The 26,089-nt window shown below is 70.3% G+C and carries 20 protein-coding genes; 7 read left to right on the top strand and 13 right to left on the bottom strand.

Features of this window, described 5'->3' with window-relative positions:
• Position 1: 1 nt before the first annotated feature.
• On the top strand, positions 2 to 1,258 hold the full coding sequence (locus AB0C01_RS32690; RefSeq protein ID WP_357242472.1) for a sigma-70 family RNA polymerase sigma factor: 1,257 nt from the start codon (positions 2 to 4) through the stop codon (positions 1,256 to 1,258).
• A 19-nt stretch (positions 1,259 to 1,277) separates the two neighbouring features.
• Entirely contained in the window at positions 1,278 to 1,871 is a 594-nt protein-coding gene (locus AB0C01_RS32685; protein WP_357242474.1) for an HAD family phosphatase, read from the top strand.
• Positions 1,872 to 1,875: 4 nt separating this feature from the next.
• Here the strand turns inward: AB0C01_RS32685 and AB0C01_RS32680 are convergent, their stop codons facing one another.
• The 4 genes from AB0C01_RS32680 to AB0C01_RS32665 form a co-directional block, all read right to left on the bottom strand.
• The gene (locus AB0C01_RS32680) at positions 1,876 to 2,847 is read right to left on the bottom strand and encodes an NADP-dependent oxidoreductase (RefSeq protein ID WP_357242477.1); all 972 of its coding nucleotides are present in this window, start codon (positions 2,845 to 2,847) and stop codon (positions 1,876 to 1,878) included.
• A 198-nt stretch (positions 2,848 to 3,045) separates the two neighbouring features.
• Complete coding sequence (locus AB0C01_RS32675) at positions 3,046 to 4,113, bottom strand: DUF916 domain-containing protein (protein ID WP_357572964.1); 1,068 nt, start codon at positions 4,111 to 4,113, stop codon at positions 3,046 to 3,048.
• Positions 4,114 to 4,204: 91 nt separating this feature from the next.
• Positions 4,205 to 6,178 carry an FN3 domain-containing metallophosphoesterase family protein gene (locus tag AB0C01_RS32670; protein ID WP_357572963.1) on the bottom strand — a complete coding sequence of 658 codons (1,974 nt, stop codon included), beginning with the start codon at positions 6,176 to 6,178 and terminating at the stop codon, positions 4,205 to 4,207.
• Between the two features lie 143 nt (positions 6,179 to 6,321).
• A complete protein-coding gene (locus tag AB0C01_RS32665) occupies positions 6,322 to 7,620 on the bottom strand; it encodes a HupE/UreJ family protein (protein WP_357572962.1) in 1,299 nt (432 codons plus the stop codon).
• 90 nt (positions 7,621 to 7,710) lie between these two features.
• On the opposite strand from AB0C01_RS32665, the gene AB0C01_RS32660 reads away from it, so the two are divergent.
• Positions 7,711 to 8,373 carry a hypothetical protein gene (locus AB0C01_RS32660; RefSeq protein ID WP_357242489.1) on the top strand — a complete coding sequence of 221 codons (663 nt, stop codon included), beginning with the start codon at positions 7,711 to 7,713 and terminating at the stop codon, positions 8,371 to 8,373.
• Between the two features lie 33 nt (positions 8,374 to 8,406).
• Here the strand turns inward: AB0C01_RS32660 and AB0C01_RS32655 are convergent, their stop codons facing one another.
• Together AB0C01_RS32655 and AB0C01_RS32650 are read right to left on the bottom strand one after the other, a co-directional pair.
• Complete coding sequence (locus tag AB0C01_RS32655; protein ID WP_357242493.1) at positions 8,407 to 9,120, bottom strand: hypothetical protein; 714 nt, start codon at positions 9,118 to 9,120, stop codon at positions 8,407 to 8,409.
• Positions 9,113 to 9,613: a sigma-70 family RNA polymerase sigma factor gene (locus AB0C01_RS32650; RefSeq protein WP_357242496.1), complete on the bottom strand. Its 501-nt coding sequence runs from the start codon at positions 9,611 to 9,613 to the stop codon at positions 9,113 to 9,115. The genes AB0C01_RS32655 and AB0C01_RS32650 overlap by 8 nt, the downstream gene beginning before the upstream one ends.
• A 181-nt stretch (positions 9,614 to 9,794) precedes the next feature.
• Between AB0C01_RS32650 and AB0C01_RS32645 the strand changes: the two genes are divergently transcribed.
• Positions 9,795 to 13,025: a S8 family serine peptidase gene (locus AB0C01_RS32645; protein ID WP_357572961.1), complete on the top strand. Its 3,231-nt coding sequence runs from the start codon at positions 9,795 to 9,797 to the stop codon at positions 13,023 to 13,025.
• A gap of 138 nt (positions 13,026 to 13,163) precedes the next feature.
• Complete coding sequence (locus tag AB0C01_RS32640) at positions 13,164 to 13,799, top strand: class I SAM-dependent methyltransferase (RefSeq protein WP_357242502.1); 636 nt, start codon at positions 13,164 to 13,166, stop codon at positions 13,797 to 13,799.
• 171 nt (positions 13,800 to 13,970) lie between these two features.
• On the opposite strand, the gene AB0C01_RS32635 is transcribed toward AB0C01_RS32640, so the two are convergent.
• The gene (locus AB0C01_RS32635; RefSeq protein WP_357572960.1) at positions 13,971 to 15,515 is read right to left on the bottom strand and encodes a non-reducing end alpha-L-arabinofuranosidase family hydrolase; all 1,545 of its coding nucleotides are present in this window, start codon (positions 15,513 to 15,515) and stop codon (positions 13,971 to 13,973) included.
• Positions 15,516 to 16,035: 520 nt separating this feature from the next.
• The gene (locus tag AB0C01_RS32630) at positions 16,036 to 17,640 is read right to left on the bottom strand and encodes a serine/threonine-protein kinase (RefSeq protein WP_357242508.1); all 1,605 of its coding nucleotides are present in this window, start codon (positions 17,638 to 17,640) and stop codon (positions 16,036 to 16,038) included.
• 598 nt (positions 17,641 to 18,238) lie between these two features.
• On the opposite strand from AB0C01_RS32630, the gene AB0C01_RS32625 reads away from it, so the two are divergent.
• Entirely contained in the window at positions 18,239 to 19,297 is a 1,059-nt protein-coding gene (locus tag AB0C01_RS32625) for a methyltransferase domain-containing protein (RefSeq protein ID WP_357242511.1), read from the top strand.
• A gap of 5 nt (positions 19,298 to 19,302) precedes the next feature.
• Here AB0C01_RS32625 and AB0C01_RS32620 read toward each other — a convergent pair whose 3' ends face one another.
• A complete protein-coding gene (locus tag AB0C01_RS32620; RefSeq protein ID WP_357242514.1) occupies positions 19,303 to 20,514 on the bottom strand; it encodes a histidine decarboxylase in 1,212 nt (403 codons plus the stop codon).
• 617 nt (positions 20,515 to 21,131) lie between these two features.
• On the opposite strand from AB0C01_RS32620, the gene AB0C01_RS32615 reads away from it, so the two are divergent.
• Entirely contained in the window at positions 21,132 to 21,755 is a 624-nt protein-coding gene (locus tag AB0C01_RS32615; protein ID WP_357242518.1) for a hypothetical protein, read from the top strand.
• A 65-nt stretch (positions 21,756 to 21,820) separates the two neighbouring features.
• Here the strand turns inward: AB0C01_RS32615 and AB0C01_RS32610 are convergent, their stop codons facing one another.
• The 4 genes from AB0C01_RS32610 to AB0C01_RS32595 all read right to left on the bottom strand — a co-directional run bounded on the left by AB0C01_RS32610 (position 21,821) and on the right by AB0C01_RS32595 (position 26,087).
• Positions 21,821 to 23,326, bottom strand: a complete 1,506-nt coding sequence (locus tag AB0C01_RS32610) for an APC family permease (protein WP_357242521.1) — start codon at positions 23,324 to 23,326, stop codon at positions 21,821 to 21,823.
• Between the two features lie 198 nt (positions 23,327 to 23,524).
• Positions 23,525 to 25,051, bottom strand: a complete 1,527-nt coding sequence (locus AB0C01_RS32605) for an amino acid adenylation domain-containing protein (protein WP_357572959.1) — start codon at positions 25,049 to 25,051, stop codon at positions 23,525 to 23,527.
• On the bottom strand, positions 25,048 to 25,920 hold the full coding sequence (locus AB0C01_RS32600) for a hypothetical protein (RefSeq protein WP_357572958.1): 873 nt from the start codon (positions 25,918 to 25,920) through the stop codon (positions 25,048 to 25,050). Before AB0C01_RS32600 ends, AB0C01_RS32605 begins: the two co-directional genes overlap by 4 nt.
• A complete protein-coding gene (locus AB0C01_RS32595; protein WP_357572957.1) occupies positions 25,917 to 26,087 on the bottom strand; it encodes a hypothetical protein in 171 nt (56 codons plus the stop codon). The genes AB0C01_RS32600 and AB0C01_RS32595 overlap by 4 nt, the downstream gene beginning before the upstream one ends.
• Between the last annotated feature and the right edge of the window lie 2 nt (positions 26,088 to 26,089).

The following is a 26,089-nucleotide window of genomic DNA, read 5'->3' as shown; positions in this document are numbered from 1 at the left end:
CGTGCCGGGTGAGCCGGCAGCAGTCGGGTCGTCGGTGGAGGCGGTGTTCCGGGAGGAACGCGGCCGACTGCTCGCCTCGCTGGTGCGCCGCTTCGGCGACCTCGACCTGGCCGAGGAGGTCACCTCGGAGGCCATCGAGGCGGCGCTGACGCACTGGCCGATCGACGGCGTCCCGAGCCGGCCGGGCGCCTGGCTGCTCACCACGGCCCGGCGTCGAGCGGTGGACCGGCTGCGTCGCGACCGGGTGCTGGCGACGCGGCTCGCCGTACTCCAGGCGGAGGCCGAGCGGGCCGACCACGCGCCGCCCGCCGACGCGGACCGGGACCTGCCCGACGACCGGCTGGCGCTCTTCTTCACCTGCGCGCACCCGGCCCTGGCCGCGCAGGATCGCGGCGCACTCACGCTGCGGTTCCTGGCCGGCCTCACCACCGCCGAGGTCGCGCGGGCCTTCCTGGTGCCGCCCGCCACCATGGCCCAGCGACTCGTCCGGGCCAAACGGAAGATCCGCGACGCCCGCATCCCGTTCCGGGTGCCCGGCCCCGACGAGCTGCCGGGTCGTCTGCCCACGGTGCTCCAGGCCGTCTACTCGGTCTTCACCGAGGGGTACGCGGCCAGCTCCGGCCCGGATCTGCAACGGATCGACCTGGCCGAGGAGGCCATCCGGCTGGGCCGGATCCTGCGTCGGCTGCTGCCGGCCGAGCGGGAGGTCGCCGGGCTGCTCGGCCTGATGCTGCTGGTCCACGCCCGACGGGACGCGCGAACCGGGCCGGACGGCGCCCTGGTCCTCCTCGACGACCAGGATCGGGAACGGTGGGACCGCCCGATGATCGAGGAGGGGTGCGGCCTGGTGGTGGTCGCGCTGACCGGCCGGGCGCCCGGCCCGTACGGGGTGCAGGCCGCCATCGCCGCGCTGCACGACGAGGCCGCCGACGTGGCCAGTACCGACTGGCCGCAGGTGGTGGCGCTCTACGACGTGCTGCTCGGCCTGATGCCCTCGCCTGTCGTCGCGCTGAACCGGGCCGCCGCGGTCGCCATGAAGGACGGGCCGGAGGCGGGGCTCGCGCTGCTCGACGAGTTGGCCGACGATCCGCGCCTGCGCGGCCACCACCCCTATCCGGCGGCGCGGGCCGCCCTGCTGCGCCGGCTCGGTCGGTACGACGAGGCGGCGGCCGCGTACCGCAGCGCATTGACGCTTGTCGGCACCGAACCGGAGCGCGCGTACCTGCTCAGCCAACTGGAAGCCGTCACGACCGAGTGAGCTGTGTACCCTTCCCCGGATGAGTCTGCCGCTGCCCGCCGGTGAGTTCGCCGCGTACCTGTTCGACTGCGACGGCACGATCGTCGACTCGATGCCGCTGCACTACCTGGCGTGGCAGCGGGCCCTGCACGACTGGGGTTGCGAGTTCCCGGAGGACCTCTTCTACGCCTGGGGTGGGCGGCCGACCGCCGACATCATCGTCGCCCTGAACGAGCAGCAGGGGCTGGCCATGCCGGTGGCGACAGTTGTCGAGCGCCGGGAGAGCTACTACGAGGAGCTGTTGCCGCAGCTCGCCGCCGTGCCGGAGGTGGTGGAGCACATCCACGACGCCCACCGGCGGGTCCCGTTCGCCGTGGTCTCCGGCAGCACCCGTGCCTCGGTCACCGCCTCGCTCGACGCGCTCGGCCTGCTGGACCGGTTCGACGTGCTGGTCTGCGCCGAGGACTACACCCGGGCCAAGCCGGACCCGGAGGCGTTCCTGCTCGCGGCGGAACACCTCGGCGTACCCCCGGGGTCGTGCCTGGTCTTCGAGGACACCGACCTGGGCATCCAGGCCGCGACCGCGGCCGGCATGGCATCGGTACGCGTGCCGCAACAGCGCACGGCGCGCTGAGGTCTCAGGCCACCGTCAGGAGCAGCTTGCCGGCGTAGGAGGTTTCCAGGCGCTGGTGCGCGTCGCGCACCTTGCCCAGCGGGAACTTCTCCGCGACGTGCACCACGAACGGGCCGGCCTCGATGAGTTCGTTGAGGCGCTGCAACTGTCGGGGGCTCGATTCGCCGTCGTACGCCCGGACCACCACGCCCGACCGTTCCTGCGGCTCCGGCTGCACCCCGTGGGCGAAGGCGACCACACCACCGTCGACAAGTGCCTCGGTGAGCCGGTCCAGCGTCTTGCCGCCGGCCATCGCCAGGATGGCGTCCACCCCGGCCGGTGCCGCGTCCCGGATCCGGGCGAGCACCTCGGTCAGGTCGGCGTGGCCGTCGAGGGACACGTCGGCGCCGAGTCGGGTCACCAGCGCGACGCCGTCCGCCCCGGACGCCACGGCGATCACGTTCAGGCCCTGCCGCTTGGCCAACTGCACGGCCAGGTGACCCTGACCGCCGCTCGCACCGAAGATCAACAACCAGGCGCCGGACGACAGGCTGACGGTGTCGAGCCCGGCCAGCGCGGTCAGCGCGTCGGTGGGCATGGCCCCGGCGTGCTCGGCCGGTACGCCGTCGGGCACCTTCGCCGCGTACTCCGCCTTGACCGCCGCGTACTCGGCGTAGAAGCCGCCCTTCGGGCGGGTGCTGGCGGAGACGTAGACCAGGTCACCGACCCCGACGTTGGACACCTTGCTGCCGGCGGCGAGGACGGTGCCGGCGCCGTCGGAGCCGGGCACGATCGGGAGCGCCGAGCCCTCCGGTACCAGCATGCCCTGCCGCTCGTACACGTCCCACACGCCCACGCCGGCGCTCCGGACCTTGATCAGGATCTCGTCGTCGGCGATCTGCGGGATCGGCAGCTTCCGCAGCGTGATCACCTCCGGCCCGCCGAACTCGTCCAGGGCCGCGGCCTGCATCCGCTCTGGCACATCCCCGTCAACCATGTGGATTCCCCCTCTGTGCCGGCGTCACCGTCGCAGCATGCCGGCTCGGGGACCGGCGTGGGCCGGAGATGAGTGCCATTCCCCCGAAAGGCCCCCACGCGACCTTGCGGTTTCGGTCGCCGATACGCGTGGAACGCCCCCTTATGCCGGGGCAGCAAGTGCAAGATCGCGGGAGAGAGATCGGGAGGAGCTGAACGATCAGGAGGTCTGCGGCTCCTGACCGCGCAGCGCCTGCGCGACGGCGTCACGTACGCGGGCGTCCTCGCGAACCGTGCGCCGCGTCCGGTTGCGACGCCGGTACAGGTACGCCCCGACAACCGCGGCGACGAGGACGACGAGCGCCAGCACCAACATCCACGGCAGCGCCCAGCCGTGCGCGGTGACCGTCACCGGCTTGAGCGAGGTGGTGGAGCCCGAGGCGTCGGTGAGCAGCGGCGTGAGGGTCACGGTCGCGGCCAGCGAGACGGCGGGGGCGACCCCGGCGATGGGTACGGTCACGTCCCAACTCTCGCCCGGGAGCAGCTCCGGCGGCGCGGCGATGTCCTTCGCCCGTACCCGCAGCACGCCGAACGGCCCCGAGACCGATACCGCCTGCTGCCCGGAGAGTGCCGCGTTGCCGATGTTGTGGATCTTGTAGGTGACGGTGGCGTCGCCCTTGCGGAACGGGTTGGCCGAGCCGCCGTACGTGACATGCGGGTCCTCGATCGCGAGGTTCGGCTTCAGCTCGCCGCCGACCCGCAGCTTGATCCGGATGCCGAGGCGCCTGTCGACGTTGATGCCTTCGGCCTGGTCGGCCTGGGTGAGCGTGGTGAGGATCCCGCCCACGTAGTCCCCGGGCGTGGCGTTGTCCGGGACGCTGACCGTGAAGGGGACCTGCGTGGTCTTGCCGGGCTGGATCACGACACTGCCGGCCTTCGGCTTCGCCCAGGCGCCGATCGCGACGGACTTGGCGTCCCTGGTGAGCAGGTCGAGTTGGCCCGCGTCGGTCGTGAAGCCGTCGGCGGCGTACACGGACAGGGTCAGTGGCGCCTTACCGCGGTTCGCCACGACCATGGCGTCCTCGACGGCGCCGCCGGGGTTGACGTTGTAGCTGTAACTGGACCGAGCCTCGCCGTAGCCGTTGGAGGCCGTGCGGACCGTCCAGGCGACGTTGCCGTCCGCCGCCAGGGCGGGGCCGGCACCGACGCCGACGGTCGCGACGGCGGCGAGCAGGGACAGCGCGGTGGTACGAGCAAGCTTCTTCCAGCGCGTTACGGACGGGTACATGTCGGATCCTTGAGGTGATCTTGGGAGGCCTGCACATGGGTGGCGGGGTAGGCCCCCGAAGGTGCCTACCCCGCCCGGTGGAACAGTTCGGTCAGCTGCTCAGCGCGGTGATCGTGAGCGTGGTGCGGTAGCTGCCCTTCGCGATGCTGTCCGGGATCTTCAGATCCAGGTCGGCACCGAGGCGGGCGCCGCCCCGCGGGTGACCCTGCGCGGCCGCGGCGAGGGCGCTGGAGACCGAGAGGCCCTTGCCCTGGTCGTCGAAGGACGACAGGACCGGAGCACCGGCCTCGGCGCCCGCGCCGCCGTCGAGCACGTACGGGTTCCAGCCCAGGTAGGAGCCGGAGAACTTCTTGTCGGCGTCCTGGAAGTCACCGACGTTGGCCGAGATCGACCACGGGGCGAGCGAACGGCGGCTGTCCGACACGAGGATCGGGTTGATCTTGCCGGCCGCCTCGAAGTACGTGCCGTCACGCTCCTGGGCGGTGCCCAGGTCGACCAGGCCGTTGTAGCCGTCGATCGTCCAGCCGAACTCGCCCGGAGCCGCGTTCGGCACGTTGACCTGGATGGCCTGACCGTCACCGTGGTACGGGTGCACCGTGACCTTGTCGACGATCGAGCCGACCGGCTGACCGTCCGGGGTGTTGACGCAGGAGAGGCCCTTCTCGACGGCCGCGTTGGGCGCCGCGCAGGTGCCGCTGCGGACGTTGGCCAGCACCAGCTTGTCGCCACGCACCTGCACCTTGACGTAGCTGCGGACGTGCTCCTGGTTCTGCACCGAGTTGTACCAGTACTTGCCCGGGTCGAGCGGGTCCGGGCCGTTGCCCCGGATGCCGGTGCCGCTGTCGTCCGGCTTCTTGATGTCGTAGTACTTCGAGCCGGATGCCGAGTTCGCCGTCACGTAGATGACGCCGCCCGGACCGGGGAACACGTCGGCAGCGCCGGGCTGCTCGGCCGGGTTCTCCTTCTGGCCGTTCTTGATCGAGTAGCTGCGGGTGTAGCTGTGGTCGTGGCCCTGGAGCACCATGTCCACGCCGAGGTTGGAGAAGGCCGTGGTGAAGTCTTCCCGCCGCTGCTTGTTGTCGCTGTCGGTCGCGTGGCTGGCCGGCGAGTAGATGGAGTGGTGGTAGACCAGCACCTTCCACTTGGCCTCGGAGCCGTGCTTGTTGATCACGTCGGTGACGTACGCGACGTGCGCCGCGTCGCCGCCGGCGGAGCCGTCCGCCGGGTTGGCGTAGCTGTTGCTGTTCAGGTCGATGAACAGCACATCCTTGTGGATGAACCAGTAGTCGCCGCCGGACCGGGTCGCCTGGTCGCCGTTGTAGTACTGCGCCGAGCGGTCGGTGTTCGGGGTGAAGTGGTGCTGCTCGTAGGACTTGCCGCCGACGTCGTGGTTACCGATGGTGGCCACGAGCGGGTACTGACGCAGCTGCTCGGGAGCCAGGAACGAGGTCCACTGTCCCTCGTCGTTGGCGCTCTCCACGTGGTCACCGGCGGAGACCAGCAGCTCGGCGTTCGGGTTGGCCCCGGTGGCGACCTTCAGGGTCTCCTCCCAGCCGGCCTGGTCCTTCAGCCGGTCACCGGAGGAGCCGATCTGCGGGTCACCGAAGAACAGGAAGTCGTAGTCGCCCTCGAAGTCCTGGGTCTTGAAGGCGTACGCCGGCGACCAGCTGCCCTCGGCGCCGACCCGGTACGAGTACGCCGTGTTCTCGCGCAGGTTGCCGATCGTGGCGTGCCGGTTGAAACCGGTGGTGGAGGTGTTCGCCGCGCCGACGGCGTCGAAGCTGACGGCGCCTGCCGGAAACTCGCCGTTGACGATCTCGGCGGTCGGGGCGAGCTGGATCTTCTGGGCGGTGTCGGCGGAGGAGTACCAGCTCACGATCCGCTGGGTCTCGTTGGCGCCGACGCCGAGGACCACACCGGTGATCGTGGTGGACTCGGCCGCGCTGGCGGTGGCCGTGAGGCCGCTACCGAGGGCCGCGCCCATTCCCAGGAAGCCGGCTGCGACCCCGGCGACCACGCGCCGCCGCACGAGCCCGGGGGCCCGTGTCGAGGTGCTCAATGTCATCGACATTGTTCCCTTTTCAAATAGAGAAATGGATGGTGACTTCACCCGACGCGGGGAAGCAAATCCACGCTTTCGCCGCCTGGTGAACCGACCATGAACGTGATCTTGCGAAAGCCTGCACTTCGCGAACTACTTAGCCTTACTCAGGACCCGGAAACGCGCTGGACAAACCAGATCAGCCCCATGACGGACACGGCTGCGGAAACAACACCGGTCGCCCAGATGCCGGCTTTCGGCGCACGGCGGCGCAGGACGAGCAGGAGCGGGAAGACCACCGCGATAATCGTCAACTGAACGACCTCGATGCCGATGTTGAACACCAACAGCGACCACAGCAGGGTCCACGACCACGCCTCGTCGATGCCCAACGCGCCCGCGAAGCCCAGGCCGTGCACGAGGCCGAAGCAGAAGACCACCCCGAGACGGATCCAGCCGGCCCGATCCAGGCTGAAGTGACCGTGCCCCGCCGTCTCCAGGTCGGTCGCGTGCTTGCCGCGTCGCCAGATTCCCCACAGGTGCCAGCCGGCGACGACGGCGATCGACAACGCGATGACCGGCTCCACGACCGCCCCCGGCACCTCGACCAGGCCGAGGGCCGCGAGCATGAACGTCACCGAGTGCGCCAGGGTGAAGCTGGTGGCCGCGAGCACGATCTCCCGCAGGCGCCGCGATCCGGCGATGAGCGCCAGCAGGAACAGGATGTGGTCGATCCCGGACAGCAGATGTTCGGCGCCCAACAGGAAGAACTCCCCGAACCGCTCGTACCACGCCTGAGCCGTCGAGAAGCTGGGGTTGGCGCTGTCCAGCGCCGCACTGCCCGAACGGCTGTCGATCTCGTAGGTGACGATCGTCTTGGTGCCCTTGACGTAGCCCTCGTCGTCCGGGAACAGCGCGCTGCGCACCTCGTGCTGGTCAACCCGCTCGGGGCAGGTCCAGTCGAGCAGCAGATTCGCGTACGGCACGCCCTCGCGCTCGCCGATCGTCGCGTCGCCCACCTGTGTCGGCTGACAGGCCGTGGCCCGAGCGGTCACCGAGACCCGGTCGGAGACATACCTGAGGACCGTCGACGAGTGGCTCTTCAATGCCGCGGCCTGGGCGCCGCTGTCGCCCGCGTCAAATGCGGCGGTGCCCGCCGTGAAGAGTGGGTCATCGTCGCCCGAATCCGCGGCGGACACGACGAGAAGGTCGTATTCGAGATCCAGCGCCGTGCGGATGTGACCCTCGTCTCCGGCCGTTATTTTCGCGTACACAGTCGACGAGAAGCCGTGCGCCGACGCGGTTCCGGCGCCCAAAAATGGAAGCACCACTGCGGCAATCCCGACAGCGGTGCAGATAACGGTACGGCGGACGCGCCCCAACATGCGACTCCCTCGGTTGGCCAGTGCACGTTGCATGGCGTGGGTAAACACCAGCCCGCGCGTCGACGAACCGCCGGAAAACAACTACCGCGAAGGACCGCCCGCGGATAACCGGGTGCGGGGAATTGAGATAGGAATACGAGGTTGCCGCCACCACTCGAAAGGACGACCACCTTGCGCCCCCCGCTTCGGGCCGTCGCCATGCTGGCCGCGACCGCCGCACTGGTCGCCGCCTGCGACTCCGGCGACGACTGGTCCCAGCCGCACCCCGCACCCAGCGCCGTGGGGACTCTCGGCCCTGGATTCGTCGACCCCTCCACCACCCCCGCTCCGGAGGCGACGATCACGCCGCGACCCGGTTCGTGGGCCGGGGTCCACCCGCCGAAGGACTATCGGGTCGTCCTACTCACCGCCGGCACCGACGACCCGACCAAGGCTCTCGTGACGGCCGTGCGGGAGTGGGCCGACGACGAGCACGCGGATCTCCGGACCATCACCGTCGGCAACGCCCACGATGCCGTTCCCAGCATCGCCAAGGCCATGGAGATGAAACCGGATCTCATCGTCAGCGCCGGCGGTGACCTCATCGACCCCCTCGCCCTGGTCACCCCGAACCACCTGGACGAGAAGTTCCTCGTGGTGGGCGCCGAGCTCGCCGAGCCCACCCACAACGTCACGTCCGTCGACTGGGAAGGCGCGTCGTTCCGCGGGGAGGGGCTCGGCATGTCCTCGACGTACGACCCGAAGTCGTTCACCGGCGAGCGCTGCGCGGCAGCCATCCGGGCGGGTGTGGCGGCGGTCCTCAACGACCTGACCGGGATCGTGGTCTGGCTCTGACAGCGGTCCGCCCCGGGCCGTGACGGTGCGGGCTCAGCGCGGAACCGGCCCACGATCCTCGAACTCGTACGTGGTGGTGAGGCCCTCGGGCAGGTCGGGGACCAGGGCGTTGGTGCCGTCGACCACCTGGACGTAGCGCTTCCCCTGAAAGATCGAGTAGCTGCCGTCGGCGACCTGCTCGATCCGGAAGCGCTGCGTCGAGAGGGCCACCTCGCAGGTCCGCCCGCGTACGCTGCCCGGCGCGGCGTCGTGCACGACAGTCATGCAGACCTGGTCGGCGTCGGGCGGGGCGGCCAGGACGATCCGGAACCCGTCACCGTCGGGGCGCAGCACCCACAGTGCCCGGTCGTCGCTGCCCCGATCGGTGCGGGCCCGCACCTGGTCGCCACCCTCGTCGATCACCAACGCGGCCCCACGCATGCCGGGCAGCACGATCTGGACCTGACGTCGGCCACCCAGAATGTCCTGTCGACTGGCCGTCGCGGTCTCGGACGGAACGACCGGGGCCGACGACGGGACGGGACTCACCGGGCCGACACCCACCTCCGGCGTCTCGACCTGGTTCGGGGTCGTCCAGACGACGACGCCCACGGTGCCGGCCAGGAGGGCCAGACCGGCGGCGACGATCGTCGTCCGATGCCGCCGACGCCTGTCGCTGCGCTGCCGCAACGTCTGCGCGGGGGGAAGCGTGGCGACTCGCCGGACCTCGTCGACGATCGCGGTGAGGTCGTCGCGTGGATCAGCCATGGGACGTCTCCTCCTGGTGCGCATCGGTCAGCAACCCGGCCATCGCTCGTCGACCACGGGCGAGGTACGTCTTCACGGTCCCGACGGGGGCCTGCATCTCGGCTGCCACCTCGGCGACGCTGAGATCGTTCAGGTGGTGCAGCACCACGGCCCGGCGCTCGTTGACGCTCAACCGCTGCAACGCCTGCAACAGGGCGACGTGGTCCTCGTTCAGTCCGGGAACGCCCTGGTCGACGGCGGCCCGGCGATGCGCGCGTACCCGGTTGAACGTCTTGCGCCAACTGCTCACCGCGATCCGGGACGCGACGCGGCGGACCCACGCCTCCGGGCTGTCCGCCTCCCGTACCGTCCGCCAGCGCTGCCAGGCCCGCATGAACGCCTCGGCGACGGCGTCCTCCGCCTCAGCCCGGTTGCCGGTCAGCGCGTACACGTGACCCACGACCCGGCCCGCGCAGGCCGCGTAGAGGGCGTCGAACTCCTCGGCGTCACGCATCCGACCGGTGCCCTCCCCTGCCGCGTCCGCTGGTCACCGCCGCATGCAACCCTTCCGGGTGAATCGGACACCTCAGCGCGGGGCAGGATTGTGGTGACCGTCACAGCAGAGTGATCAACCTAACGTCCTGCCCAGGCGTCATCGTGCCGTCCCGGGAGACGCCCGTGGCGGAGAGGACGATGTGCGACGACGGCAACGACGCGCGCTGACAGCCGGCGTACTCGCGATGGCGCTGGTGGCGGCGGGCCTGACGGCCACCCCGGCGAGCGCGCGGGTGCGGCCGGAGGGCGCGGTCGACGGCAGACCCGGCACCTTCACGCTGATCACCGGCGACGAGGTGTCGCTGGACGCGAGCGGTCACCCGACGATCCAGCGCGGGCCGGGGCGGCCCGGCATGCGGTTCGTGACCAGCCGCGAGGGCGGCCACCAGTTCGTCATCCCGGTGGACGCGATGCCGCTGCTGCGGGACGGACGCCTCGACCGTCGGCTGTTCGACCTCACCGTGCTCGGCGGGTTCGGCTACGACGACCGCTCCGCCGAGTTGCCGCTGCTTGTCGCGTACCCGGAGAACGCGTCAGCGCAGGCGCGGGCCGCGACCGTCGGGGGTGCCGCGCGGGTCCGGGCCGACCTGCCCGCCACCCACGCGTTGGCCGTGCGCGCGCAACCGGCCGACCGGGTCACGCTCTGGGGGTCGCTCACCCGTGGGACGGCCGCCGGGCGCACCCTCGCCGCGGGGGTCACCCACATCTGGTTGGACGGCAAGCGCACGGTCTCCCTCGATCGCAGCGTGCCGCAGATCGGTGCCCCGACGGCCTGGCAGGCCGGGTTCGACGGCACCGGTGTCACCGTGGGCGTGCTGGACACCGGGATCGACGCCGGTCACCCCGACTTCGCGGGACACCTCACCGAGGTCCGCGACTTCACCGGAGGCAACGACCCGAGCGACGCGGTCGGTCACGGCACCCACGTGGCGTCGACGATCGTGGGCAGCGGCGCTGCCTCCGACGGCAGGTACCGCGGGGTGGCGCCGGGGGCGAAGCTGCTCGTCGGCAAGGTCTGCGCCACCACCGAATGCCAGGACTCGGACATCATCACCGGCATGCAGTGGCTCGCGCCGCAGGCGCGGGTGGTCAACCTGAGCGTGGGCGGCGACGACGCCCCCGGCCTCGACCCGCTGGAGACCGCGGTCCAGGAGCTGAGCCACCGCTACGGCACCCTCTTCGTGGTCGCGGCCGGCAACGAGGGCAAACCGAAGTCGGTCTCCTCGCCGGCCTCCGCCGACGACGCCCTCGCCGTCGCCGCTGTCGACGCCGACGACCAGCGGGCGTACTTCTCCAGCCGGGGTCCGCGCGTCGGCGACAACCACATCAAGCCCGAGATCAGCGCACCGGGCGTCGACATCGTGGCCGCCGCGCCCGGCGGCCAGTACGCCACCATGTCCGGCACGTCGATGGCCACTCCGCACGTGGCCGGCACCGCCGCGATCCTCGCCGGGCAGCACCCGGACTGGGCCGGCCCGCAGCTCAAGGCCGCCCTGATGGACTCGGCCAAGCCGACCGGCGAGGACACCATCTACGAGCAGGGCGCCGGCCGGGTCGACATCGCCCGGGCGGTCGCCCAACCGGTCGCCGCCGAGGTCGCCGCCATCGACTTCCCCGTCCAGCGCTGGCCGCACGCCGACGACACCCCGGTCACCCAGGTCGTCGGCTACCGCAACACGGGCACCGCGCCGGTCACCCTGACGCTGGGCATCGCCCCGGCCCCGGCCGGCATGCTCACCGTCAGCCCGACCACGCTTGTGGTGCCGGCCGGTGGCCGCGCCGAGGCGACGATCACCGTGGACACGCGGGTGGACGCCCCGGACGGCGTCTACCAGGGTGCGCTGACCGCGACCGGAGCCGGCGACCTGCGGGTACGCACGCCGTTCGCGCTCAACCGCGAGATCGAGAGCTACGACGTACGGCTCACCCACACCGGACGCGACGGTCGACCGGCCACCGACTACACGACAGTGGCGGCGAACCTGGCCACCGGAGAGTTCAGCACCCTCGACGGGGCGCCGGGCGGCGGCACCCTGCGGCTGCCCAAGGGCCGGTACGCACTCTGGAGCACCATCCACGAGGGCGACGCGTCGACCCTGCTCGTGCAGCCCGTGCTGGACGTACGCGGCCCGGTCACCGAGGCCGTCGACGCCCGCACCGCCAAGCCGGTCGCGCTGACGGTGCCCCAGCCGGACGCCGCGCCCGTCGCGATCAACGTCAGTGCGAACTGGGACGACGGCTTCCGCTATCCCGGAGTGCAGCTCAGCGGGGTGTCGTTCGGGGATGTCTTCTTCGGCCGGATCGGACCCGCCGTCGCGGCACCCGAGTTCACCGCGACGCTGGGTGTCGGGCTCGCCCGTCCGGGCAGTGACGGGACCTTCCGGAACAGCCCCTACACGTACGACCTCGCGTACGTCCGCCCGGGCGACATGTTCACGGGCCTCACCAGGAAACTCTCACCGGGAAACCTGGCCACCGTCCGGACGACCTACCGGAGCCAGTCCACGGCGACGACGGCCGTCCGGTTGCACCGTGCGGCGGCGCCCGGCGGCTCGGGTCCGATCGGTTCGAGAACGCCGCTCGACCTGCCGTTCCGCGGCACCGAGTACTACAACACCGACGGCGGCATCACCTGGACGTCCACGTTCGTCGAGGGTGACAATGCCACCACGCAGACGTCGACCTTCACGGCGGGCAGGTCGTACACCCAGACCTGGAACGCGGCGCCCTTCGGCCCCACCGTGGCGCAGGCGCCGACGCTGACACCCCTGGGGTACGCGGGCCGCGACGGCGACACCATCTCGATCGCGTCGTTGCCCCTGTTCGGGGATGCCACGGGTCGCCCCGCCACCCGCGACGACCGGCCGGTGCAGGTCCGGCTGCTGCGGAACGGCAAGGAGATCGGCACCTCGGACAGCCCGTGGGCCGAGTTCGCGGTGCCCGCCGGCAAGGCGACGTACCGGCTCGAGGCGACGGCCACCCGCGGCGCGCCGGACACCCTGTCGACGTCGGTCTCGGTGGCCTGGACCTTCACCTCGGCGCACACCACGTCGCCGCAACGGTTGCCGCTGACGACGGTCCGGCCGACGCTCGTGCTCGACGACACCAACACGGCCCGGACGGGCCGGATCGCGGCCGTCCCGGTGGCGCTGGACCGGCAGGCGGGCTCGACGGCGGCCGCCAACCGGACCCTCGGGGTGTCCGCGTCGTTCGACGACGGCAGGACGTGGGTGGCGTTGCCGGTGCTCCGGAACGTGGCCCTCATCAGCCACCCCCGGCGAGCCGGGTTCGTCTCGCTGCGGCTGACGGCCACCGACACCGCCGGCAACACGGTCACGGAGACGATCCAGCGGGCCTACCGGATCGCCTGACACACCGTCCGGCCCGGGGTGGCGGCGCTTGAGCTGCCGCCCCGGGCCGGGCCTCGGTGCGCCACGGCGGTAACGGCACCGCCGTCGGTGATCGAGGACACGGTGCACTGGCTCGTCCGGCAGGGTGAAATCAGATGTGTGAGCAGAGCAGGCACCTCGGGCGACGCCGTGAAGTGCACTCTGCCCATCCGCCATTCGGCTTCCACCAGCGGAAACGGCATTCCCCTGCCGGACGAGCCGGGGCGGACGACGACGCACCACCGGCAGCGCTGGGCAGTGGAGACGATGACTGTCGCCCCCGACGACACGGTGCTGGAGATCGGATGCGGTCGGGGAGCCGCCGTCTCTCTGGTCGCCAGCCGCCTCACGACCGGTCGGATCGTCGCCATCGATCGGGCTGCGACGATGGTGCGACTTGCCACCAACCGGAACGTTGCCCATGTCAACGCCGGCCGAGCTGACATTCGCTGTGTCGGGTTCGAGTCGGCCGACCTTGACCCACTCCGTTTCGACAAGATCTTCGCAGTGAACGTCAGCATGTTCTGGCTGGGCGACGCGACACCGCAGATCGAGCGAGTGCGGAGCCTGCTGAAGCCCGATGGGCGGCTCTACGTCTTCGGCGAGCGACCCACGGCCGCACACGCCACAGCGAACCTCACCTCGACCACGTTGCTGCTGGAGGCCCACGGCTTCGCGACAACCACGGCGAGCGCCACTCGCGGTAAGGGGCAGGTGCTCACCTGCGTGAGCGGCGCACGCCGTCCCACCGAGTAGCGCGGGTGACGCAGCATCGACCGCGAACGTCGTTCGTCCCAGCGCGGGGAGCAGCGGCACCCAGATCGAGCCAGACCCCGCGCCTGCCCGTCGCCATCTCGCGGAAGGACCCGTGGCGGAGTTGTCCGCCACGGGTCCTTCGTCAGCAACGAGTCAGACCTACGTCACGACTCAGCGCTGGAGGGTCAGCAGACCCGGCCGGTACGGCAGAAGGCCGTAGGGGACACCGTCGGAGCTGGGGGAACGACCCTGGTAGAGCAACTGCAGGTTGCAGGCGTCGACTGTCATCGTCTGGTCGGCGTTGGTGCGCAGCAGCTCACCGTGGCTGATGTCGTTGGTCCAGGTGGCACCACTGTTGACCTTGGCGGCGAACGGGTTGCTCTGCGTCGCGGCCTGCGGCGTCCACGTACCGTTGAGGCTGGTCGCCGTGAACGAGCGGAAGTAGCGGCCGGTCGAGCCGATCGCCTCGACGATCATGAGGTACTTGTTCAGACCCTGCAGCTTGTAGACCTGCGGGGCCTCGAACAGGTTGTTCTGCGTGTCGCTCATGATGGTCGTGTAGCTGCTGCCGAAGTTACCGGGGAAGTTCCCGATCGGCATGCTGGTCCGGTAGATCTTGCCGTTGTCGCCGGCGAAGAACAGGTACATGGTCGTGTCGTCGGCGATGACCGTCTGGTCGATCGGCCCGGTACCGGAACCGGTGATGCTCCCGGTGAACATCGGCTGCGCCGCGGACCAGCCGTTCGGGTTGGTCGGGTTGGTCGAGGTCCGGTAGTGGAACGCCGCCCCGGCCCCCCACTGGTAGGTGAGCACCCAGATGTTCTTCGGCGCGAAGTAGAACAACGACGGGGCGACGGTCCCCGAGTTCATCCCGGTCTGGGTGGCCGAGGCCATCTGCGACCAGTTCGAGAAGAGACTGAAGTTCATCGAACCCCAGCTGTCGCCGAAGTCGTGCGTGGTGGCGTAGACCAACTGCTGGCCGTTGAAGGGGGCCACGGTGAAGTCCTTGAGCGACACCCAACCCGACTTCGGAGTCGCCAACACGCCACTCGACGACCAGCGGTACGTCGAGGGAAGGTCACACACGCCACCCGGCGGCGGTGACGACGGCGGCGGCGTGGTGGGGTTGCTCCCACCGTCGACGCGGACGAACTGCCACTGCTGGTTCGTGCCGTTCCAGTCGTCGTACTGCACGATGTTGCCACCGTCGGCGGTCGAGGCGCCCTGCACCTCCATCACCTTGTTGCTGTTGCGGTTGATCAACCGGACGTAGCCGCTGTCCGAGTCGGCCAACCGGAACTGCTGGTTGGTGCCGTTGTTGTCAGACCACTGCACGATCGGCCCGCCGTTGGCGGTCGAGCGGCCGGAGACGTCCAGCACCTTGCCGGACAGCCGCGACTTCACCCGGTAGTAGCCACCGCCGGAGTCGACGAACTGCCACTGCTGCTGGTTGCCGTTGTTGCGCGTCCACTGGGTGATCCGGGCACCGTCGTTCGTGGCCAGGTTGTACACGTCCAGGGCCTTGTTGCTGTTGCGGTTGATCAACACGTACCACGCGCTCGTGTCGACAGTCGCCGCGGCGGCGGGCGACGACACCACCGCGACGGCAGCACCGCCGACCAGCACCGCCGCCGCGCCAGCGGCGATAATGCGGGGCAACCACCAACGCCGCCGTGACGGCGGTGCGATCGATGGAGACCTATCGAGGGCAGACATGATCCTCCTTCAGTGACCAAAGCCGAACGGCCTGCCCGAGGGTGGGCGCACCGCGACGTGTGTCCGGGCGATGCGTCGGGGAAGTTAGCGCTAACAACACGCCTACATGCCCTGACGCACGACCGATTCGGGGGTCGACGAAGCAGGCTTCCCCGGTAAGCCATAGATGTCGTCGTCCTTAGCCATCGACTGTGAGCGATAACATGCCGTTCGTCAAGACGTAACGTGCTGGGAACATCAGGCGGTGACGTGTCGTGCCGCAGGGCGGGATCGCCTCCCACCGGGCCTGTGCAGGCATCCGCCCCCAACTCGTCGGCACGGGCCGCAGCCGGAGCCCTTGAGGAGCCGATGCGTTGGCGCTAACATCGACGGTTGCCCATTATTCGGGCAACGTCAACCCGGACCGCCGCAGCCGGCCGGACCGCCGCCACAGCGCACCACACCCAGGTTCAGGAGACGTGGGTCAGGCAACGATGGCCCCTGGGTGGGGGCTCGGCGACGCAGTCGGGGTGCGCCCGCCTCAGACCGCGCCTCGGTCGACCAGGCTGAAGGTGGTGTCGACCGGGGCATCACCCATGAACTCGACGTAGATCTCGCTCCTGGTCTCGTCCCACTGCACCACGCCGTGCTCCTCGTTGACGATGACGTAGGAGGTGCGCCCCTTGTCGTCCTTGCCCTCAGGAGTTATCGAGAACAGAGTTGCCTTGGTCGGCCGGCACTCGGCCCCTACCAACAACTTGTCGTCGTCCCCATCTCTCTTGACCCCGAGGCACGGTCGGTGGGCGATCTCCGGGTTCAACGACTTGATCATGTATTCGACGCCGTCCGGTTCGAGCACGAAGAGCGCGTCCTTGCCGGTCCCGCTACCGACCACGACCTCGCCGTCCGACGGCAGTGACAGATCACGGTCGATCTCCACCACGTGCACCAGGATTCGCCGCTGTCCGGTCAGGATGGCCTGGGTAGGGTCCGCGGCGGCCGACGGCGAACCGGTCGGCTTGGCCGCTGGCGTGGACGCGGCGGCCGATGCCCCGCTCGCCGCCTGACTCCCCGCCGCCGTCGAACCGGCCGGGGCCGGTCCGGCCTGGTCGTCCAGCAGTCGCGGGCCGAACAGAAAGGCGGGCACCAGCACCGCGATCACCGCGACGACCGACCCCAGAGCGATGAGCCAACGACGCCGGCCCGAGCCCGCACGCCCGCCGGACGGCTCCGAACGCCGCCCCTGGTCGGCAGCACCGTGCGCCTGTGCCGCACGCACTGTCGGCATCTCAGCCAGGCGTTGGGCTGTCTCGGCAGCACCCCGCTGATTCGCGGCGGTCAACAGTTCGTCGAGCAACTCCCGGGCGGTGGGCCGGGCAGCGGGATCCTTCTCCAGCGCCCGGGCGACCAACTCCCGCAGCGCACCGCCGAGGCCGGTCAGGTCCGGCGGTTGGGTGAGGATCCGCATCGCGACGGCGGTCGGGGAGTCACCCCCGAACGGGTTACGGCCGGTCGCGGCATGAGCGACCAGGGCGCCCCAGGCGAAGATGTCCGCGGCCGGACCCACCGTGTGGCCGGACGACGCGTCGAAGCGCTCCGGGGCCATGTACGAGACGGTCCCGACCATCTGGTTGGTCCGGGTGTGCTGGCTCGTCGCCTCGAAAGCTCGGGCGATGCCGAAGTCGATTACCTTGATCCCACCCGGTGCGACCAGGACATTGGCCGGCTTCAGGTCTCGGTGGATCACCCCGGCGCCATGGATGGCGGTGAGCGCGGTTGCCACCCCGACCGCGATGCTGTGCAGTTGCGCGGCCCCCAGCGGCCCTCGATCCCTGATCACCTGGGCCAGACTGGGGCCCTCGACGTACTCCACCACCAGGTACGGCGGGTTGTGGTCCGGGTCGGCGTCCAGGACCTCGGCGGTGCAGAACGGTGGAACCTGGCGGGCGCGGTTCACCTCACTTCGGAACCGACCACGGAACTCCTCGTCATGCGAGAACTCCGGCCGGACGACCTTGACCGCCACCTGCCGACCCTGCGGAGACCGGGCCAGGAAGACAGTGCCCATGCCCCCGTCGCCGAGCCGGTCGAGCACGTCGTACCCACCGAGGCGGGCCGGGTCCCCGGGACGCATCCCGTTGCTCACGCCGGATGCCCGCAGACCGCGATCACCGCGCGAACCGTTCCGCCTGTCACCCGTTCCCCTTAGGTCACTCGACTGCCGCCCGCAGCCTATCGTCCGCCCACCAAACCCTGTCGATGCCGTCCACGCCTCGGGGTTCCCCCGTCGGCGCCCCGGGCGCGGACGCCGCAGCGGGTGCGGGCGTGTTCAGGAGACAGGTCCGGAGCGTTCCGATGAGCTGTGGTGCAGCCCGCGAGGAAGGTGCTGCGGTCGGGGCCTCACGGCACTCCTCGGCCTCGGTGTTGCTCCGGCGGGGGACGCCCTCGCAGGAGCTATATGATGAGAGCCCTACCAGCACCGATGTCAGCGAGCGGGTCTGCGTTGCCGGCTCTCGACCGATGTGACCAGGAAGGCTGACCGCGTCGGTGACACCCACCATGACTCACCGCGAGGACCCCGCGGAAGTCGCGCCGACCGTCGTCGGCCGAAGCGGTGCACCTTCCCGCGCAGACCACGAATCCGGCTCGTGACCTTCCGCTACATCGCTCGGACGGTTCGCGGGCTGGAGTGGATCTCGGCCGCGGAGATCGAGCGGGACATCGCCGGCGCCACCATGATCACCATGGCGGCCAGGGAGGTGAGCTTCGAGACCGAGCGGCCCGAGCCGGCCGTCGCACGCCTCAAGACCGTCGACGACCTCTTCGTCCAGGTGGGTGAGGTCGGCGGTGTCGGACACACCAAGGCGGATCTTTCGCCACTCGCGACCCAACTGGCGCGGCTGGAGTGGAGGTCCTCGATCCCGGCCGTGTCCGCGCTCCGTGAACTTCCCGAAGCGCTCAGGTTCGATGTCGTCGCGAGCCTCGAAGGGCGACGGACCTACAACCGGTTCGACGTGGAGAACGGCACCGGACGTCTGCTCCAGGACCGGCTCGGAGGCACCCACCTGCCGCGCACGGAGAGCGTGCGCCCCAAGGATCCCGACCTGACCGTCCGGCTGTTCCTCCGCGGGCCGACGGCTGTCGCTGCGCTCCGGCTCGGGCAACGCCCCCTGCACCGGCGAGGCTACAAGGAGGAGGCGGGACCTGGGACTCTGCACCCTCCAGTGGCCGCGATGCTGGCGATGCTGGCGGACCTCGCTGCTGGCCAGACGATGATCGACCCGTTCTGCGGAGACGGCACGATCGCCATCGAGGCCGCCCTGCTCGGAACGGGCGCCGACGTGTCCGCCAGCGACATCGATGCCACTCGGGTCGGTAACGCACGCCGGAACGCGGAACGCGCAGGGGTGCGGGTCCGGTTCGCGGTCGCCGACGCGGGGAAAGCTGCCTGGACACCGGGATCCCTCGACGCGATGGTGACGAATCCGCCCTGGAACGTTGCGGTTTCCGGCAGCGGTGAGCTGCGCCGGTCTCTCGACCCCTTCTGGGCGCGGCTGTCTGACGCCTTCACCACGCAGGGACGGATCTGCGCTCTGGGCGACGCCGAACTCCAGATTCCGGCCAGGATCGCAAGCCTCGGCCATGTCGTCACCATGAGCACACAGATCCGTCTCGCCGGGAGGATCTCCGAGGTTGTCCTGGCTCACCCTGCCGCTGCGGAGCCGTTCCACCTGCCAGCCAACCTGGCGCGGTGGCGTGCGCGTGCCCGGCGTGCCGGCATCGTCACCGAAGCCGGCTGGTAGAGCGATCAGGGCCGCTCGGCGCTGAGGGGAAGTTGCGCGACCGGCACGAGCCGCCGGACACCCCGGCTGGGGCTGGGCTGGTCGGTGCCCTTGACGGTGGCGATGTCGGCGACGAGGGCCTCGATCTGTTGGCGGGTGACACCTGGCATGCAGATCAGGTGGCTGATGCCACCGTCGGCATTGGAGAGCCCGTGGCGACGGGCGATTGTCAGCGGTGGGGTGGTGAAGTACACGGTGAAGGCGTGGACGTTGCGCCAGGCGGGCCAGCCGATGCTGGCCAGGAGCGAGTGGGCGTAGCGGGCTGTCTCACGGGCCTGTTCGGCGCGCTCACGGTGCCCGTCCTCGCCGAAGAGCCGCATCACGTACCACATCTGCACGGCGAGTTGGCCGGTGCGGGATCCGCCGATGGTGGTGTCGGTCGTGGCGGTGTAGGCGATTCGCCGGGCCGCGCGTTGTAGTGAGCGGCGGGTCAGGACCAGTCCACCGGTGATCGTGGTGCCGTAGAACTTGTGGCACGAGATCGCGACCGAGTCGATCACGCCGTCGAGGTCGAGGGCCACCGGCCGCTCCGGCAGCAGGACCAGCGGGACGCCGGCGAGCGCGCCATCGACGTGCAGGTGGTTCTTGCGGATGGCCAGGTCGGAGAGGATGGTGCGAATCCGGACCGGGTCGTCGACCGCCTCCGTGACGGTCGTGCCAGCGTTGGCCACGACGATCGCCGGGCGGTCCCGGCGTCGGGCGAGCTCGCCGCGCAGATCGTCATAGTCGATCTCGCCGGTGTTGTCGGTGCGGATGACCACCTCGGGCAGGCCGAACATGCCTGCCGTCTTGTTGATCCAGTAATGAGTGGCCTGGCTGTAGTAGAGGACGGGATCCGCGCCCGCGAACCTGTCTCGCGCCAGCAGGATCGCCGCCTGGTTGGCCTCGGTGCCGTCGCCGGTCAGGTAGCCCCACCGGTCACCGGTTGGAGCGCGGAACAGGTCGGCATGCCAGTTGAGGACCTCCCGCTCGTACGCCTTCGTGTGGGCGGTGTCCGGTGCGGTCTCCGGGTCGCCGACGTTGTTGATCAACATCTGGAAGAGCGGAAGCGTTGGCCCGTAGTCGATGTCCCGTGCGGCCGGAAAGCCGATCGAGCGATCCTTCGACAGGCTGGCGAGAAGGTTCTCGATCTGGGCGGCGAGGGACAGATTGTCGGGGACGCTGGTGGGAGCGCTCATCGCGGACCCGCCGTCGCGGCACTCACGGCATCACGGACCAGCAGACCGCATCGCTGATGGCAGGGGGTGGTCACGAGCACTCCGTTGTTAGGCACCCAAAAACACAAAGTGGACCATGATTACGCCCGGCGGGCAACCAGTCCTTTGTCGAGCGATCGAACGGACTGGTGGTGTGCGGTTGATCGCGGTGCGTGTGCAATGAGAGGCTATGGCGACGGTTTTCCGGGGAGGACTACATCGTGGTGTATGACAGGCGAGCGACCCAGCCAGGCCCTCCTGAGTGGACTGCGGAGAGCTGGAGGGCGTCCGCCAGTGGCGGTTGGACGACGGAGGCGCCCTGGGACCAGCAACCGGACAACCAGACGTCGCCCTACCAGCAGGCGCCGGTGCCGGACAGCCGGCATGCCTGGGTGGCGCCGACGAGTGCGGTGCCGTCCCCGGCAGCTGAGCGGTACCCGCCGGCATCGTGGCATTCGACGTCTCCCGCGCAGCCGCCACCACCCGATCCGCCGCCGGCCGCGCGAGAGTCGCCCCCCGCCGCGCCCCCGGTCAGCGATCCCGAGACACGACGGATCTGGGCCTCGCTGCGGTCTTCCGCGCTGAGCCGAGTCGGGTTGATGAACACCATGCACGGCCGCCACGCCTGGGCCCAGCGCCGGCGTAGCCCGTTGTGCCCGTACGGCTTCGCGTTTCTCTACGCGGTGCCGTTCCCGGGCTCCACACCGGACCGACCGGTTTTCGAGGTCGGAGCGGCGACGCGTCTGGACAAGGCTGGCGAGGACGTGTCAAACCTGCCCAGGTTGCTGTACGACCTGACCGAGACAGCACAGCACTACCTCGATCACGGCGGGTTGGACCCGCGTCAGCCGCCGCAGATGTGTAACCGGGTCGACGAGCGGGTCAACGCCGACTCGACGTTCATCGGCATCGCGGTGAGTTCGCTCGATGGTCCGCTGGGCACCTGGGAGCAGACGATGCGGCAGGTGGAGGGCGAGGATCGGATCCCGGGACGGTTCTACATCCAGCTGATGGACCCCGAGGAGACGCGGATTCTCGTCGATCGGCCCACCGACCCGTGGAGGAAGCCGTTGATCCAGTCGACGACGCCGACGTACGAGGCGTGGCGGCCGTTGCAGAGCCACCCGGGCGACGCGCCCATCTGGACTGGCATAGCCCAGTTGGCCACCCTGGTCCACCACGGCGCTCAACGGATCGGGAAGGGCAGAGGCGGGGCAGCGTAGCCAGCTCGACAGAGCGAAGGCGGGGCCGCACACGCGGCCCCGCCTTCGGTGTCCTTCGAGGACGTTCAGAGCGTGAGGTGGCCCAGATCCTCGTCAACCTGACGCGTCGGGTTCGTCTCCCGCACACCGACGGAGGCGAGCAGCTCCGGCCGGCGAAGCCGCAGGCTGACCGCCCACAGCACGCCGACGAGGACGAAGGCGCCCACCGTCCCGGGCACCAGCCACGCCCGGTGTGACCCGGGTGGCGTACCCAGCGCGGCACTGATGTTGATCAGCGTGACCAGCAGGATCACCGCGATCGAGATACCGCCGAGCGTCGGTGCGATCATCCGCGCCCACAGCGACTCGTTGCGCCCACCGCCCCCGGCGAAGAAGCGGACGGTGGCGAGTGAGCTCACCGCCATCAACAGCATCAGACTCACCGCAGCGATGTTGGACAGCCAGGTGAACATGGTCAGCGCCTCGGCGCCGCTCATCACGAACAACAGGAGGACGATCAGAGCGGTGATCGACTGGGCGACCGATCCGCCCTGCGGCGCACCGGAGCCGCCCTCACGGATCGTCGCCAGCCGCGCCGGCAGCAGACGGTCCTTGCCCAGCGTGAACACGTACCTCGCCACGCTGTTGTGGAAACTGATCATCGCCGCGAGGACGCTGCTGATCAGCAACAGGTTGCCCAGCGCCACGAGCAGCACGCCGGCCGTACCAGCGCGGGAGGTGGAGAAGACCTCGAACGGCAGCGGCACCGACGGGTCGCGGGCCAGATCAGCGACCTGGTCCGCCCCCACCGTGGCCACCATCGCCCACGCGCACAGGGCGTAGAGCAGGCCCAGGCCGAGGATCCCGCAGAAGATGCTCCGCGACACCGCCCGCGGTGAGCGGGCCTCGGCACCGTACGCGGCAGGGGTTTCGGTGCCGAAGAACGCGGCGATACCCAGCGGCAGGACCGCGAGGCCGGCCACCACCCCGCCGCCGAACAGTTGCGTCGGGTTCAGCGCCTCGAACGTCAGGTGACCACCTGCCGGGTGCGCCAGCCCCATCAGCACGAAGACGAGCAGTAGTGCGACCTCGACGACCAGGATGGTTCCGAACATGGCGGTGCTGATGCCGGTGCGTTGCAGACCGAATGTCGCGACGATCGCCCAGGCGAGGAGAGCCCACGCCCACCACGGGCCGCCGATCAGTCCACTTGCCACCGAACCGAGCAGGCCGTACAGCGAGATCTGGATGGTGTTGTAGGCCAGCAGCACGACTGGCGCACCGGCGACGCCGACGGGCCGGGACAGCCCGGCAGCGAGGGCGGTGTAGAAGATCCCGCTGGGTGGCACGTACCTGGCGATGGCGATGTACCCCGGCGCCCAGAGAAGCATCACGACGGTCAGGAGCAGGAAACTGCTGGCCACGCCGGTGTTTCCGGTGGCCGCATAGGTGGCCACGATGCCGCCGACGAGCACGGCCATCGGGGACGATGCGGTCGCGCCGAATGTGACAAGCGAACTCATCCGCAGTGTCTTGCGAGCCAGCCCTCGCTCGGCGGACACCGTCAGGGGGGTCACAGGGGACGTGACCATCACTCAACCTCCCCAGGTCTAAGGCAAATCGGTCAGGCGACGGGACTCGATGACCTTACAGGTGATTTCGCCGTCACAGCGAGCAGCGAAGCATAGATGTGATCACTCATCGGAGGCGGGCGTTGCGCCGTGTGTGTCCACGGTGCGGCCCTCGGTCGCAGCGCGTCGCTGACCACCGCGTGGGGCTATGCCGGCTACCTACCGGTCACCTGATCGCAGGACCTCGCCGAGCAGAATCCGGTCGATCTTGCCGTTGGCCGTGAGCGGCAGGGCCTCGAACCGCGTGACCCGGCGGGGCACCATGAACGGGGCAAGCGTGGACCGCAGCAGGGCCAGCAGCTTCTCCTCGTCGGCCACCGGCCCCTCGTAGGCGAGGCGCAGATCCACACCACCCGCTGGAACGGCGAGGGCCAGGGCGACCGCCTCGGCGACCTCCGGGTGCCGCCGGGCGACCGCCTCGATCTCGCCGAGTTCGACGCGGTATCCGGACACCTTCACCTGGTGGTCCAGCCGGCCGAGGTGGATCAGCCGGCCGTTCTCGTGGCGGACCCGGTCCCCGGTCCGGTACCAGTCCGATCCGGACGGTGTGCCGTGGCGGAGCCGGTAACGGCCGGCGGCGCCGGTGACGAACCGGTCGCTGTCGTCCGCCGGATCGAGATAGCCCGGGAACCGCTGCGGACCCCGGACGCACAGCTCTCCCTCGGCCGTGGGGCGCAGGTCTTCGTCGAGCAGCAGCCAGTCGACCGCCGGGTAGGGCTCCCCGATGGGCACGGTGCCGTTCGTGGTGACAGGCCAGTCGGCGGGCGATGCCGGCAGGCGGTAGCCGGTGCACGTGACGGTGAGTTCGGTGGGTCCGTACATGTTCTCGATGACGCTGTTCGGCGCGGCCGTCTGCCAGGCGGCCGCGGCGTCGACGGACAGCGGCTCGCCGCAGAACATGCTCCATCGCAACGTCGGCATCCGGTCCGGGCCGAGCTGCCGTAGCCGCCGCGCGATGGCGACCGCCGACGGCACCGAACTCCAGTGGGTGATCTCGCGTTGCCGGACGAACCGGACCGCCGCCATCAGGTCCGCCGGCTGCGGCACCACCACTGTCGCTCCGGCGCCCCAGGTGGCGAAGAGGTCGAAGATCGACGGGTCGAAGGTGAGATCGAACATCTGCGACACCCGGGCGTCGCTGGTCAGCTCCGCGCGTCCGGTCACGGCCCGCAGGAAGGCGAGCACGTTGGCCTGGGTGACCGGCACGCCTTTCGGCGTCCCGGTCGACCCGGAGGTGAACATGATGTACGCCGGACGGGCCGCGTCCCCGTGGTCTGCGGGCCTGCCGTCGCCCGGTGGGAGCGCGGCGAGGGCGCGATCGTCGACCGGTAGCACCGGCACCGGCACCGCACCGCCGCTGCCGCCGGCGTCGGCGAGGACCAGGTCCAGCTCGGCCGCCGTGGCGATGGCCGCGGTCCGCGCGGGCGGATACGCCGGACTGAGCGGTACGACAGTGGCGCCCAACCGGTACGCGGCGAGATACCCGGCGTACGCACCGGCGCTGCGTGCCGCGAGCAGCCCCAGCCGGCGCGGGGGCTGTCCGAGCCGGTGGACCACCGCAGCGGCGACCCGGCCCGCGAGATCGTCGAGATCCCCGTACCGGAGCTGATTGGCTCCGAGATCCAGCGCGATCCGGTCCCGATGCCGGGCGGCGGACTCGGCGAACCAGTCGTACAGGGTGTTCACGCGGTTGCCCCCTCGGTGCTGATCCGGTCGAACGCGGCCCGGACCACACCCGGCCGGGGCCGCCCACGGCCGGCCGACTCCACGGCGAACCGCAGAGCCCGCGGCAGGTCCTCCCAGGCGGACACGGCGGCCGCGGCCACCGCCGGGTCGGTCAGCCCGGCGGCCGACCGGACCCGGTGGCGGAACACCTGGTGCCGGCTCGCCGCCCACAGGTCGTCGGCCAGTGCGGCGAGCCTCGCCGGGCCCTCGACCGCGGCGGCGAGGTGCGTCACGGCGGCCGAGCCGGTGAGCCATCCCGGCTCCACGGGAGGACGCACCGCGGCGGTACGGGCCAGCCAGCGGTACTGCGACGGCGGTGGCACCTCGACGGGCTCGCCGAGGGCGTGCCGATCGCGGTTGGCGACCTCACCGGACGCTGTGGTGACCGGCGTGAGCAGCACCCGCAGCTCGTCGTCGGTGACCGGCCCGTGGTACGGACGATGCTCACCATGCGGCGTCGTCGCGGCGAAGTGGTCCTCCACCTGCCAGCGGCCCCCGGGGCGGCCGCCGGTCAGCAGCACCCAGTGCGGGGTCGCGCGGCGCTGGTACTCGGGAGACCAGGGCAGCTGTTCGGTGTTCGCGACCGCCAGGACCGCGCCACGGGTCTCCAGCTCGGCGGCGATCCCGGCCGTGGCCTCCGCCCATCGGCCCGTCCCGAGATATCCCAGGCTGCCGCCGTCGATACGGCCGTGATGCGACAGGGCCGTCGTCGCGGGGAGGACCGCGAGACGTACCGCGTCGGCCAGCTCGGACCGCAGGTGCGGCCGCCCGGGTGCCAGGTAGGCGGCCAGGTTGCTGGTGTAGCAGCTCAGCTCCGCCCAGTTCGTCATCGTTCCCCCGTCCCGTGGGCCACGGCCAGGCGGCCGACCGCCACCGCGGCCGCCGTCGTACCCCGGTCGTGCGAGATGCTGACGCCGGTCGTGGACCACCCGGCCAGGGTGGGCAGGTCCGGTCCGGAAGGGTACGACCCGCCCGCCGTCCACACGTCCGTGTCCACCT

Origin of the sequence: Micromonospora sp. NPDC048905 (assembly GCF_040649655.1) — a bacterium.
GTDB lineage: Bacteria > Actinomycetota > Actinomycetes > Mycobacteriales > Micromonosporaceae > Micromonospora.
This window is presented reverse-complemented; position numbering and strand designations above follow the sequence as displayed.

What these genes read in the sequence shown, in the direction of transcription:
- AB0C01_RS32685 (WP_357242474.1), top strand. Translation starts at nt 1,278, where the DNA reads ATGAGTCTGCCGCTGCCCGCCGGTGAGTTCGCCGCGTACCTGTTCGAC.
- AB0C01_RS32680 (WP_357242477.1), bottom strand. Translation starts at nt 2,847, where the DNA reads ATGGTTGACGGGGATGTGCCAGAGCGGATGCAGGCCGCGGCCCTGGAC.
- AB0C01_RS32675 (WP_357572964.1), bottom strand. Translation starts at nt 4,113, where the DNA reads ATGTACCCGTCCGTAACGCGCTGGAAGAAGCTTGCTCGTACCACCGCG.
- AB0C01_RS32670 (WP_357572963.1), bottom strand. Translation starts at nt 6,178, where the DNA reads ATGACATTGAGCACCTCGACACGGGCCCCCGGGCTCGTGCGGCGGCGC.
- AB0C01_RS32655 (WP_357242493.1), bottom strand. Translation starts at nt 9,120, where the DNA reads ATGGCTGATCCACGCGACGACCTCACCGCGATCGTCGACGAGGTCCGG.
- AB0C01_RS32650 (WP_357242496.1), bottom strand. Translation starts at nt 9,613, where the DNA reads ATGCGTGACGCCGAGGAGTTCGACGCCCTCTACGCGGCCTGCGCGGGC.
- AB0C01_RS32635 (WP_357572960.1), bottom strand. Translation starts at nt 15,515, where the DNA reads ATGTCTGCCCTCGATAGGTCTCCATCGATCGCACCGCCGTCACGGCGG.
- AB0C01_RS32625 (WP_357242511.1), top strand. Translation starts at nt 18,239, where the DNA reads ATGGCGGCCAGGGAGGTGAGCTTCGAGACCGAGCGGCCCGAGCCGGCC.
- AB0C01_RS32620 (WP_357242514.1), bottom strand. Translation starts at nt 20,514, where the DNA reads ATGAGCGCTCCCACCAGCGTCCCCGACAATCTGTCCCTCGCCGCCCAG.
- AB0C01_RS32615 (WP_357242518.1), top strand. Translation starts at nt 21,132, where the DNA reads ATGAACACCATGCACGGCCGCCACGCCTGGGCCCAGCGCCGGCGTAGC.
- AB0C01_RS32610 (WP_357242521.1), bottom strand. Translation starts at nt 23,326, where the DNA reads ATGGTCACGTCCCCTGTGACCCCCCTGACGGTGTCCGCCGAGCGAGGG.
- AB0C01_RS32600 (WP_357572958.1), bottom strand. Translation starts at nt 25,920, where the DNA reads ATGACGAACTGGGCGGAGCTGAGCTGCTACACCAGCAACCTGGCCGCC.